Genomic DNA, 12,627 nt, shown 5'->3' on the forward strand with positions numbered 1-12,627 from the left:
CATCGCGCCGGGACTGTCACGTTCAAGAGCGTCGCGGGCGTCCCCGTTGCCTTGGCCGTGGTCTCGCAAGGCTGCGAGATATTTGTTCGAGCAAAAAACTGATGGATTATGGCGGACATATCGCCGTGCACGTTATGGTTCGTATGTACATTTAAGTTATATCAAGTTAACGATAACAACTTTTGAGACATATTCGCCGCGCGGCACGCGCGCGTCACGACACGGCCCGCATCCTCCCGCTGGTTTAATATCGCTGTGGCCCGAGGGCGGGCAGACATTCGGACAAAGGAACACGCATGAGCATCGCATTCATCGGCCTGGGCAGCATGGGCCACCACATGGCCGCCAACCTGCTGAAGTCGGGCCGGCCCGTGCATGTCTGGAACCGCAGTCCGGAACCCGTGCGGGCGCTGGCGGCGCAGGGCGCGAAGCCGGCCGCGACGCCCGCCGAATGCGGCATCGCCGACGTCGTCTTCACCATGCTCGCGGACGACGCCGCCACGCGCGCCGTGCTGCTGGACGGCGGGGTGCTGGCCGCGATGGCGCCCGGCAGCATCCACGTCAACATGGCGACCGTTTCCGTCGCGTTCGCGCGCGAGATGGCGGCGCTGCACGTCGAACGCGGCGTCGGCTACGTCGCCGCGCCCGTGCTGGGCCGCGTGGACGTCGCGCAGGCGGGCAAGCTGAACATCCTGGCCGGCGGCAGCGACGAATTGATCGCGCGCGTGCAGCCGTTGTTCGACCTGATGGGACAGACGACGTGGCGCTTCGGCAGCGCGCCGGAGCAGGCGAACGCGGTCAAGCTCGCGTGCAACCTGATGCTCGCGTGCGCGATCGAGGCGACGGGCGAGGGCGCCGCCCTGGCGCGGGCGCATGGCGTGGCGGCCGGGGACTTCGTCGACCTGGTCACGAGCACGCTGTTCGCCGGCTCGCCCGTCTACAAGGGCTATGGCGGGATGATCGCCGAGCAGCGTTATTCTCCCGCCGGCTTCAAGCTGTCGCTGGGCCTGAAGGACGTGCGGCTCGCGGTGGAGGCGGGCCGGGACAAGGGCTTGCCGCTGGCGTTCGGCGCGACCTTGCAGGCGACGTTGCAGGATGCCGTGGCGCAGGGCGATGCCGACCTCGACCTGGCAGCGCTGGGCAAGCACGCGGCGCGGCGGGGCGGCCTGAAAGGCTAGCGGCCGCGTGTGGCGCCGTGCCGACGAAAATGAAATAAAAACAATTTAATTACAATTATGTAACGACAAAATTCTTTTTGGAATGATATATTGATACATATCAAATTCTTCCAAGGGGAATCCGCGATGACTCTGCGCGCCAAACTCGGTCTTGTCCTGCTCGCCAGCCTCGTTCTCGACGCGAACGCCAGCGTCATCACCTTGCAGGTCGCGACCGTCACCCCCGCGGCACAAGCGAACGCGGCCGCATACAAGCTCGCGGTGGACGCGGCCATCGCCAATCCGGCCGCGTACAAGGGCAGCAAGTCCGTGGCCGCCTACGACAACCTGTCGGTCAAGAATTTCTACGGTTCGCTGAGCAATTACGCGTTCGAGTCGACGATCGATTTCGGTGTCACGGCCGCACAGGCCGGCACGTGGAACTTCCGCACCGGCGTCGACTTCGGCTACGGCGGCGCGCTGTTCGTCGACGGCGTCGCGCTCGGCTACGACACGCACGACATGTGGTGGGCCAACAGCTACGCGACGCCCAACGGCAGCCTGCAGGGTGCGCTCGACCTCGCGGCCGGCAACCACGTCCTGAAGGTCTACGGCATCGAGGGTTGCTGCGACGGCGGCCAGCAGGCCCAGTTCAAGGCCGCAAACGCCGTCGCCTACGCAACCTTTGCCGCCAGCGACACGTTGAACGCCGTGCCGGAACCGGCCGGCATCGCGACGTTCGGCCTGGGTGCGGGCGCGCTGGCTCTCATGCGCCGCCGCCGCAAGCCGGCGTGACGCGCACACCGTCGTCCTGCGCGCCGCGCGCATGTTCGACGGCGCCAGCGGCAAGCTGGTCGACCATCCGCAACTGACCATCGTCGGCAACAAGATCGTGCGCGTCGCCCAGGACGACAAGGCCGACCTGCCGGCCGGCGCCGACGTCATCGACCTGGGCGACGCCACGCTGCTGCCCGGCTTCATCGACGCCCACGTGCACCTGTCCGGCCAGTCGAGCGACGACTGGTATCACGATTTCTTCGACAACATGATGCGCTTCCCGGCCGAGCAGGCGCTGTACGGCGCCCATTACGCCCGCATCACCTTGGAGGCGGGCTTCACGTCCGTGCGCGACGTCGGCTCGACCGACTGGATCGCGCTCGGCCTGCGCAACGCCATCAATGCGGGCATGGTGCCGGGGCCGCGCATGCTCGTGTCGAACTATGCCATCGGCTCGACGGGCGGCCATGCCGACCAGGACCCGGTGCCGCCGCAGCGCTTGCCGCTGGCGGGGCCGCTGCAGGGCGTGTGCAACGGACCGGAAGAGTGCCGTGCCGCGGTGCGCTACCAGATCAAGTACGGCGCCGACGTCATCAAGTTCATGCCGTCGGGCGGGGTGCTGTCGCTGTCCGATCCCGTCGACGCGCCGGAGCTGACCCAGGACGAAATGAATGCCGTGATCGGCGAAGCGCACGCGTAGGGCCGCAAGGTCGCGGCGCACGCGCACGGCGACAAGGCGGCGAAGATGGCGATTGCGGCCGGCGTCGATTCGATCGAGCACGGCAGCTTCATTGAAGACGACACCCTGCGCATGATGAAGGCGAAGGGCGTGTACCTCGTGCCGACGCTGTCCGCCACGGTCCACGTGGAAGAGAAGATCGCGACGTTCCCGCCCGTGATCGCCGCCAAGGGCCGGGCCGCGGCGGCGCACGTGCGCCAGACGTTCCGCCACGCCGTGCAGATCGGCGTGCCGATCGCGCTCGGCACGGACGCCGCGGTCGGCGTCCACGGCACCAATGCGCGCGAGTTCCGCTACATGGTCGACAACGGCATGGCGCCCGCCCAGGCGCTGCTGGCCGGCACCGCCAACGCCGCGCGCCTGCTGGGCACGATCGATCGTGTCGGCACGCTGGAGGCGGGCAAGCTGGCGGACGTCGTCGCCGTGCCGGGCAATCCCATCGCCGACATCACGGTCACCGAGCATCCGGTGTTCGTGATGAAGGACGGCGTCGTCGTGCGACGGGACGCCAAGCCTTGAATCAGCGCTGGGCCGGGCGGCCTTCCACCGCGGGTTCGGTCTCGTCGCGTTCCAGCACGGCGCGGTACACCGCACCGGCCAGCGCGCCGCCCACCAGCGGCGCGAGCCAGAACAGCCACAGTTGCGCGAGCGCCCAGCCGCCGACGAACAGCGCGGGGCCCGTGCTGCGGGCCGGATTGACGGACGTGTTGGTCACCGGGATGCTGACCAGGTGGATGAGCGTCAGCGCCAGCCCGATCGCGAGGCCGGCGAAGCCCACCGGCGCGCGCGTGTGCGTCGCGCCGAGGATGATCAGCACGAACATGAACGTCATCACCAGTTCCGTGACGAGCGCCGCGCCGAGCGAGTAGTTGCCGGGCGAGTGTTCGCCATAGCCGTTGGCGGCAAAACCGCCGGCCAGGTCGAAGCCGGGTTTGCCGCTCGCGATCGCATACAGGACGGCCGCGGCGGCGATCGCCCCGGCCACCTGCACGACGACGTACGGGACGATGTGCCGCGCGGGGAAGCGGCCGCCGGCCCACAGGCCGACCGTGACGGCCGGATTGAAATGGCCGCCCGAGACGGGCCCGAAGGCGTAGGCGCCCGTCAGCACCGTCAGGCCGAACGCGAGCGAGACGCCCGCGAGGCCGATGCCGACGTCGGCGAACTTGGCGGCCAGGACGGCGCTGCCACAACCGCCCAGCACGAGCCAGAACGTGCCGAGGAATTCGGCAAAACATTTACGGAACATGTGTGATCTCCAAAACGATAGGGACTGCGTCGCGTCCGGTATGGCGCGTCATGCATTCGGGTGCGACCTGAGTTGTCGCAAAAGAAATTGTACAACAACAACATCGTCATAGGATGACGATCGACATCGTGACATTTTGCGGCTTTTACGACGCCGCCGTTTGATATGCTCGACGGTTCAACCTCGAAAGGAATGACATGGCATTCAGGCAGATGGGAGCGGTCGGCATCGCGCTCGCCGCGGTGACGACCGCCGCTGGGGCAACGGACGCCCCGATCCGGAGCGTGACTTTGTATCCCGGCAGCGCCACGGTGGAGCGCGTCGTGCAGGTCGCGCCCGGCGCGGCGCAGGTCGAGATCACGGGCCTGCTGGCCAACTTCGACAAGGACACGATCCGGCTGCAGGCCGATCCCGGCATCCAGGTGGGGCAGGTCGTCACGCGCGACGTCGCGCGCGCCGACAGCCCGAGCCCGCGCGAGGCGGATCTCGAAGCGAAAGTGCAGGCGCTGCAGGACCAGGTCGCGGCGATCGACGCGGACATCAAATCGGCCCGGATCGCGCAGGGCTATCTGGAGCGCCTGGGCGGAGGCGGCGACAAGGCCGCGCCGGTCGACGCGAAGAACCTGGCGGGCACGCTCGACGCGATCCGCAAGGGCGCCCTGGACGCGCTCGAACGCGTCCGCAACGACGACGTCAAGAAGCGGGCGCTGGCGAAGCAGCTCGACGCCGCCAAGCGCGACCTCGCCAGGGCGCAGGCCGGCGCGCGCGACAGCCGGACGATCACGGTGCAGCTGGCGGCCCGGCAGGGCGGCAAGCTGGTGCTGACCTACCAGGTCGGCCGCGCGGGCTGGAAGCCGACGTACCGGGCTTCCCTCGATTCGGCGGCGTCGACCATCGACCTGGAGCGGCTCGCGACCATTTCGCAAAAGACGGGCGAGGACTGGAGCAACGTCAAGCTGCGCCTGTCGACCGGCCAGCCCGACCTGGCCGTGTACGCGCCCGATCCGTCCCCGTGGCTGCTGAATTACCGGCCGCCGGTCGACACCAGCGCCCTGTACCGCGCAATGCCCGCGCCGCCGCCCGAGCTTCCCTTGGTCGAGGTCAAGCCGGCACCGGCCCTCGAGCAGGACGATTACGTGGCGCCGACCGTGGAAACGCAGGGCACGTTCACGACCGAGTTCGACGTGCCCGCCCGCGTCACGCTGGCGTCGGACGGGCGCGAGGTCACCGTCGGCCTGTCGCGGCAGACGTTGCAGGCGGAGCAGCGCGACCTGATCGTGCCGCGCAGCGGCAACGACGTCGCGGTCGTGACGGCGCGCGCGAGCCGGCCCGATGGCGTGTGGCTGCCCGGCCAGGTGCAGTTGCAGCGCGACGGCGCGTACGTCGGCGCGCAGCAATGGGACGCGCAGGCCGGCGACCGTTTCCTGTTCGCGTTCGGCCGCGATCCGCTCGTGCGCGTGACCGTCGAACACCTCGACCGCAAGTCGGGACAGACGGGCTTCTTCAACGGCGCCAACCGGAAGCATATCGCCGACACCTACGTCGTGACGAGCACGCACCGCCAGAGCGTCGCCGTGCTGCTGCTCGAACCGACGCCCGTCAGCGAATCGGACAAGGTGACCGTCAAGACGGCCCTGCATCCGGAACCGGACGTGCGCGACTGGGAACACCGGCGCGGGCTGGTCGGCTGGTCGCGCACCCTCAAGCCGAACGAGACGGCGCGCTTCGACGTCGACTACGTCATCGACTATCCGAAGGAAGGGTACGTGCAGGGATTGCCGTGACCGGAAGCGCCGCCGGCGCCGCGCGTGCGGCGCCGGCGGCATGGCGTCACGGCTGCGGATTCCACCCCGCGCCGCCGCCGTAGGCCGCGAAGACCAGGGCGCGGTTCGCGAAGCGGGCCGCGACGTCGGCGTCGGACAGCACGTAGCCGCCCACGCGCGTGGACAGGTCGAGCGGCGTGCCGGCGAGCGTCGTGGTGCCGTACTCGCGCCAGCCCGCGTCCGCCGTGGCCACGGCCGGATTCGGGGCCGGCTGCCCGTTCACGCCCTGGCCCGCCCAGCCGGCGGGGGCCACGTGCGCATCCATGCGGCAGTTCACGAACGCGACGTTGTCCCACGTGCTCGTCGTGCCCGGGCTGCGCGCGAGATAGGTCGCGCCGAGCGGCACGTCGCCGTGGTTCGGACCGGGACCGGGACCGTGCGTCAGCGCGCTGTTCAGGAAGACGTAGCCGACGTCCGTCGCCGCCGGCACGCGCGCCTGCACCACGTAGCCGCCGCTGGACGCGTTGGCGCTGTCGCCCACGCTGCGGATTTCGCTGTTCTCGAACAGCGCGGCATGGCTGCCGCCCCAGATGAAGTCCACGTTGCCCGCCACGAGCGTGTCGTAGAACCACGACCAGCCTTTCAGGTTCAGCGTGTCCTGCTCGCTCATGAAGTTCGCGTGCCTGGCCACGAGGCGCTTGTCGCTGTTGAAGTACACCGTCTCCGCCTGGCCCGAGATGGCGGGCGAGCGGATGGTCGTGTTGTCGATGGTGAGCGTGTCGAGCACCAGCATGTCCGCGTTCTCGACCAGCATGACGGCCCGTCCGCCGGCGGGCGACCCCGCCACCGTCGGCGACTGGCTCGTGCCGGTGCCCGGGTTCAGCGTGTCGTTGTTCGTGTAGCGGATCACGACACCGTCGCGGCTCTCTCCCTTGATCGTGACGTTGTCCTTGCCGTTCAGGTACAGCAGCTCGTCGTAGGCGCCGTTCTTCACGTTGATGGTCACCGGCGCCGTCTTCGCGAAGTTCTGCATCGCGTAGTCCAGCGCGCCCTGCACGGTGCGGAAGTCGGCGCCGCCGTCGTCGTCGACCGTCACCGTGCCGGCGGTGGGCGCCGCGGCCTGCGTCGTGAACGACCAGTCGCCCAGCTTGCCGATGCCGGCGAACGGCAGGCCGCCCAGGGTCGTATTCGTGAACACGCCGTCGGCGATGGCGACGTAATACGCCGTGCCGTAGGCGAGCTTGCCGGTGTGCGGCGCGATGCGGACCGTGTTGCCGTCGATGCGGATCGGCGCCGTGTTCACGCGCCGCACGAGGGCCTGGCCCGGATAGCCGAGGACGTCCGTCTCGCCGCTCGTGCGGATCACGTCGACCAGCGCGTCGTCGGATTTGCGGAAGATGCGGATGCTGCCGCCGGTGCTCGAACTTGAGCCCAGGGTCGGCGGACTGTCGAAGGTCAGTGTCAGCACCGTGTCGACGTTGACGGCGCCCGCCTGCGCGGCCGGGCTGCTGACGCCCGCGAGCGGATAGGTCTGCGTCGGCTGGACGAATTGCGGGGCGATGCTTGCCGCGATCGTGCGCGTGAGGCCCGGCTCGGAACCGCTCGTGAACACGATGCTGGCCGTGCCGGCGGACAGCGGCGTGAGCGTGACCGTATTGCCGCTCGCGGCGGCGCTGACGACGGCCGGGTTGCTGGAGGCGACCGTGAAGCTGTCCGCCGTGCCGTCCGCCGTGACCGCCGTGACGGCGACGGCAAGCGGCGCGTCGCCCGCTTCGGCCGCGTACGTCGTCGCGGCCGGATCGAGCGTCAGCTGCACGGGCTTCTGGCGCGGGTCGCCCACGCGCACGTCGTCGATCTGGAACGATTTGTTCGACGTGTACAGGCCGATCAGCCCGCGCTGCGCGAACGACGCGTCGGTGATGGCGCCGAGGTTTTTCCCGTCCAGGTAGACGGTGAGCGTGCTGCCGATCATTTCGAAGCGGACCGTGTAGAACTGGGCGTCCATCGCGATCGGCGTCTTCACTTGTTTGGGCCGGCTGAGCGTCCCGTTCAGCATGCGTGCGATTTCGACCTGGGTGCTCGTCGTGCTGTTCTGGACGTTCAGGCCCGCCCCATACCAGTTGCCGGCGTCGGCATAGCGCGCGACGAGGTACAGCAGCTTGTTGCCCGTGGTGCCGTTGGCCATCGGGCGGATGCGCGCTTCGACGTAGTAATCGGCCGACGGTACGCCAGTGAAGGCGTCCGGATTCACGAGGGCCAGCACGCCGCCCGTCGTCGCGGCCGTGTACTGCAGCACCTTGTTGGCGCTGCCGGCCGCTTCGTCCGTCACGCCGAAGGTCCCGTTCGGGCCCGAGGTTGGAGCAGATAAGGGCAGCAGGTTCCACTTGGCCGTGCTCCCGTCCTGGAAATCGTCGCAGAAGTACAGGCCGGAGGCCGGGCAGTTCAGGGCGGGGCCGGTGTCGATGGTGGTCTTGCCGGTGCCGGTGATCGTGGTCGACAGCTTGCCGCCGCCGGCCTGCGCCAGCGCGTTCGCTTTCACGAGCGCGGCGGGGCGCGGCGTATAGGCATAGGGCGGTGTCCACGTCGTCGCGTTCGACACGGCGCATGCGCCCAGCGGCGCGCCGTTCAGCAGCGAGCCCGTGTCCTTGAAGGTGCCGGCCGTGGCGTCGCCCGGATTGCGGACCACGCTGTCGCAGCCGGCCGCGCCCGCGATCTCGAACACGTTCGCGTTCGACAGGATCTTCGCATTCGCGCCGGGGCCCACGCTGTAGCTGTTCTTGTACACGGCGGCCGTCTTGCTGCCCGTGTAGTAGTTGTTGAAGAGGTGGACCTGGCCGAAGCGCACGCGCGGCGCGCGCGACTGGATGGCACGGAACACGTTGTTGCTGAAGGTGACGCGCAGCTTGCCCTCGTCCGCGGTGGCGGAACTGCTGGAGCCGATCAGGTCGTTCTTGTCGTGTTCACCGAACACGTTGTACGACACGGTCACGTAGTCGGACGCGTTGGTGATGTCGACGGCGCCGTCGTGGCATTGCTTCACGTGGCCGTTCTCGATGGGCAGGTAGTTGTCGGTGACCGGCGCGTCCGTGAACGAGTTGTGGTCGATCCAGACGTGGTCCGAACCCGAGATGCCGATGGCGTCGTACGCCGCGTTCCAGTTGCCGGTCGCGCCGTCTTGTGGGTCCCATACCGGTTCGACGTCGCACGGGTTCTGGATCTTGAGGTTGCGGATGATGATCTGGCTGACGTTCGACAGGATGATGTGGCCGTTGACGAAACCGGAATTCGCGCCGTCGCCGATCAGGGTCGTGTTGTTCTTGAGGCGGATGGCGCCGCGGGCCGACTGGTCGGCGGTGCTCGTGTACGGCCGGCCTTCCGTCATGTCGACGATGCCGGACAGCTTGATGATTTTCGGCGTCGTGCCGCCGTTGGCGATGGCCGCCAGCAGCTGCGCGCGGTTCGTGACGGTGTAGATCTGGTCGGTCGCGGCGTTGGCGCCGGCGACGGTGCCGCCGCCCTGGCTCGCCCAGCCGTCGAGCGGGGCGGTGGCGCGGGCGGGGTCGGTGGCGGCGTTGGCTGCGGCGCTCAGCGCGACGAGGGCGAGCGTCGCCATGATACGTGCGTATCTCATGAAGGTCTCCTGGCAGACGGTGGCTTACGCGCGGCGGTCACGCCGGCGGCTGATCGCGAGGCCGCACGCGCCGGCCAGCAGCAGGGCGGGGACGGCCGGTTCCGGCACGCTGGCCGCGCCGATCTGCGTCGTGATCGACGCGTAGTCGCCGTGCCACGCGAGTCCGCCCAGGTCGACGGCGATGGTGTGGCCGTCGACGACGTCGAGGCCCGGCACGCCGTCGGCCGCGCTGCCGTCCAGCAGCGTGAAGCTCGCGATGGCCGCGGGCAAGGTCGTGCCGAAGTCGAACGTGAACTTGTAGTCGCCCGCGGGGATGGGCATGTTCTCGTAGATGGTGAGCTTGCCGTCCTTCGCGAAATCGAAGCCGAACAGGTAGTCGGCCGTGAGGAATTCGACGCCGCTGTCGGTCGGGTCGAGCGTGCTCGTGTTGCTGCCGGGTTCCTGGGCGAACAGGTGGTCGAGTCCGAGGACGTCGGCCGCGCTGCCGTCGTAGGTGGCGGTGATGGTGGCGTCTTGCAGGGAAAGCGGTGCTGCCTGTGCCTGGCCGGTGGCAAGGACTGCCAGCACCAGGGTCTCCAAGATTGTAGTCGTTTTCATTGTTATTCCCGAGTGAGCCGTGGCGGTGCCTGGCCGGATGCCGGGTCGCCAGGTCGGGAAATGTTAGCACGAAGATATTGAAATTGGTCGGGCCAGTTGAAATTATTTTTGGACCGGAATGAAAATTGGTTTGACCAAAAAAGGTGGGCACGTTTCATTTTAGGCCTCAGGCCTCAAATGAAACGTGCCCACCAATATGCAAAAAACCCCGGCCCGCATGACGCGGAACCGGGGTCTTTGTTGGATTAGCTGAAAGCGATCAGCCGCCCACGCTCTCCAGCGCCTTGTTGAACGTGGCGCTCGGACGCATCACGGCCTTGACCTTGGCGTTGTCCGGCTTGTAGTAGCCGCCGATGTCGACCGGCCTGCCCTGGATCTCGATCAGTTCCGACACGATCTTTTGCTCGTTCTCGGCCAGTTGCTTGGCCAGCGGCGCGAAGTAGGCGGCCAGTTCGGCGTCCTCGGTCTGCGCGGCCAGTTCCTGGGCCCAGAACAGCGACAGGTAGAACTGGCTGCCGCGGTTGTCGAGTTCACCGGTCTTCGGCGACGGCGACTTGCGGTTGTCCAGCAGCTTGCCCGTGGCGGCGTCCAGCGTCTTGGCCAGCAGCTTGGCTTTCGCGTTGCCGGTCTTGATGCCGAGGTCCTCGAAGCTCACGGCCAGCGCGAGGAATTCGCCCAGCGAGTCCCAGCGCAGGTGGTTTTCCTCGGTCAGCTGCTGCACGTGCTTCGGTGCCGAACCGCCGGCGCCCGTCTCGTACATGCCGCCGCCGGCCATCAGCGGGACGATCGACAGCATCTTGGCGCTGGTGCCCAGTTCCAGGATCGGGAACAGGTCGGTCAGGTAGTCGCGCAGGATGTTGCCGGTCACCGAGATGGTGTCCAGGCCGCGGAACGCGCGCTCCAGCGTGAAGCGCATCGCGCGCACCTGCGACATGATCTGGATGTCCAGGCCTTCCGTATCGTGATCCTTCAGGTAGGTCTTGACCTTCTTGATCAGCTCATTCTCGTGCGGACGGTACGGATCCAGCCAGAACACGGCCGGCATGCCGGAGTTGCGGGCACGGGTGACGGCCAGCTTGACCCAGTCGCGGATCGGCGCGTCCTTCACCTGGCACATGCGCCAGATGTCGCCCTTCTCGACGTTCTGCGACAGCAGCACTTCGCCCGTCGCCAGGTCGGTGATGTTGGCCACGCCGTCTTCCTGCACTTCGAAGGTCTTGTCGTGCGAGCCGTATTCCTCGGCCTGCTGGGCCATCAGGCCGACGTTCGGGACGGTGCCCATCGTGCGCGGGTCGAAGGCGCCATGCCATTTGCAGAAGTTGATGATCTCCTGGTAGATGCGGGCGAACGTCGATTCCGGGATCACGGCCTTGACTTCCTTCAGGCGGCCGTCGGCGCCATACATCTTGCCGCCGGCGCGGATCATCGCCGGCATCGACGCGTCGACGATCACGTCGTTCGGCGAGTGGAAGTTGGTGATGCCCTTGGCCGAGTCGACCATCGCCAGCGCCGGGCGGTGTTCCTGGCAGGCGTGGATGTCGCGGATGATTTCTTCGCGCTGCGAATCCGGCAGCTTGGCGATCTTGTTGTACAGGTCGGCCATGCCGTTGTTGACGTTCACGCCCAGGCTGTCCAGCAGGGCGCCGTGCTTCTCGAACGCCTCCTTGTAGAACGTGCGGACGCAGTGGCCGAACACGATCGGGTGCGACACCTTCATCATGGTCGCCTTCACGTGCAGCGAGAACATCACGCCGGTCTTGTGCGCGTCTTCGATCTGCTGTTCGTAGAACTCGAGCAGGGCCTTGCGGCTCATGAACATCGAGTCGATGATCTCGCCGTCCTTCAGCGCGACCTTCGGCTTCAGCACGATGGTTGCGCCGCTCTTCGTGACCAGTTCCATCTTGACGTCGCGCGCGCGGTCCAGCGTCATCGACTTTTCGCCGTGGTAGAAGTCGCCGTGCGTCATGTGCGACACGTGCGTGCGCGATGCCTGCGACCATTCGCCCATCGAGTGCGGGTTCTTGCGTGCGTATTCCTTGACGGCCTTCGGCGCGCGGCGGTCCGAGTTACCTTCGCGCAGGACCGGGTTCACCGAGGAACCGATGCACTTGCCGTAGCGGGCCTTGATCTCTTTTTCCTGGTCCGTCTTCGGGTCGGCCGGATAGTCGGGAATGTTGTAGCCCTTGCCCTGCAGTTCCTTGATGGCCGCCTGCAGCTGGCCCACCGACGCCGAGATGTTCGGCAGCTTGATGATATTGGTCTCGGGCTGCAGCGTCTTCTTGCCGAGGTCCGTCAGCGTGTCCGGCACGCGCTGGTCCGGCGACAGGTAGTCGGCGAAGTTGGCGAGGATACGCGCCGCGACGGAGATGTCGCTCTCTTCGATGTGGATGCCGGCGGGTTTGGCAAACGTCTCGACGACGGGCAGGAAGGCGTGGGTGGCCAGCAGGGGCGCCTCGTCGGTTAGGGTGTAGATGATGGTCTGATCACTGCTCATACGCTTGTTCCTCGATGTGCGGGAAGGTTTCGAATACTAGTACTAAAAAAACGTCGGCTGTCCAGGCCACGGGTGCCAGCGTGGTGAACGGATCGAGGGATCATACTCCGTCAAACATCGATCCGGCGGCCTCGAACGTTTGTTATCACGAGACTAAGTCTTATATAAGACATAGGACAGGCGCTATTATTGCACGACCTTCGCGGATCGGATAGTGGTA

Annotated in this window: 7 protein-coding genes and 1 pseudogene; 4 read left to right on the plus strand and 4 right to left on the minus strand. The window is 67.1% G+C overall.

The features are described from left to right. The first annotated feature begins 296 nt into the window (after positions 1–296). The 3 genes and pseudogenes from ISF28_RS13165 to ISF28_RS30505 all read left to right on the plus strand — a co-directional run bounded on the left by ISF28_RS13165 (position 297) and on the right by ISF28_RS30505 (position 3,192). Positions 297–1,178, plus strand: a complete 882-nt coding sequence (locus ISF28_RS13165; protein WP_198117634.1) for an NAD(P)-dependent oxidoreductase — start codon at positions 297–299, stop codon at positions 1,176–1,178. A gap of 126 nt (positions 1,179–1,304) precedes the next feature. Continuing rightward, complete coding sequence (locus ISF28_RS13170) at positions 1,305–1,952, plus strand: CCXG family PEP-CTERM protein (RefSeq protein WP_198117635.1); 648 nt, start codon at positions 1,305–1,307, stop codon at positions 1,950–1,952. 31 nt (positions 1,953–1,983) lie between these two features. Continuing rightward, positions 1,984–3,192 (plus strand): annotated as a pseudogene (locus ISF28_RS30505) (metal-dependent hydrolase family protein). Position 3,193: 1 nt separating this feature from the next. Here ISF28_RS30505 and aqpZ read toward each other — a convergent pair. Continuing rightward, entirely contained in the window at positions 3,194–3,922 is a 729-nt protein-coding gene (gene aqpZ, locus ISF28_RS13185) for an aquaporin Z (protein WP_198117638.1), read from the minus strand. 197 nt (positions 3,923–4,119) lie between these two features. Between aqpZ and ISF28_RS13190 the strand changes: the two genes are divergently transcribed. Beyond that, positions 4,120–5,706, plus strand: coding sequence for a DUF4139 domain-containing protein (locus tag ISF28_RS13190; RefSeq protein WP_198117639.1), 1,587 nt, complete (start codon positions 4,120–4,122; stop codon positions 5,704–5,706). A 46-nt stretch (positions 5,707–5,752) separates the two neighbouring features. On the opposite strand, the gene ISF28_RS13195 is transcribed toward ISF28_RS13190, so the two are convergent. The 3 genes from ISF28_RS13195 to ISF28_RS13205 form a co-directional block, all read right to left on the minus strand. Continuing rightward, positions 5,753–9,316, minus strand: coding sequence for a pectinesterase family protein (locus ISF28_RS13195; protein WP_198117640.1), 3,564 nt, complete (start codon positions 9,314–9,316; stop codon positions 5,753–5,755). Positions 9,317–9,340: 24 nt separating this feature from the next. After that, positions 9,341–9,883 (minus strand): PEP-CTERM sorting domain-containing protein, encoded by a 543-nt coding sequence (locus ISF28_RS13200; RefSeq protein WP_198117641.1) that lies wholly within the window; start codon positions 9,881–9,883, stop codon positions 9,341–9,343. Between the two features lie 289 nt (positions 9,884–10,172). Continuing rightward, positions 10,173–12,407, minus strand: coding sequence for an NADP-dependent isocitrate dehydrogenase (locus tag ISF28_RS13205; RefSeq protein ID WP_198117642.1), 2,235 nt, complete (start codon positions 12,405–12,407; stop codon positions 10,173–10,175). Positions 12,408–12,627 lie beyond the last annotated feature (220 nt).

This window comes from Massilia rhizosphaerae (assembly GCF_016093545.1).
Taxonomy (GTDB): Bacteria; Pseudomonadota; Gammaproteobacteria; order Burkholderiales; family Burkholderiaceae_D; genus Telluria; species Telluria rhizosphaerae.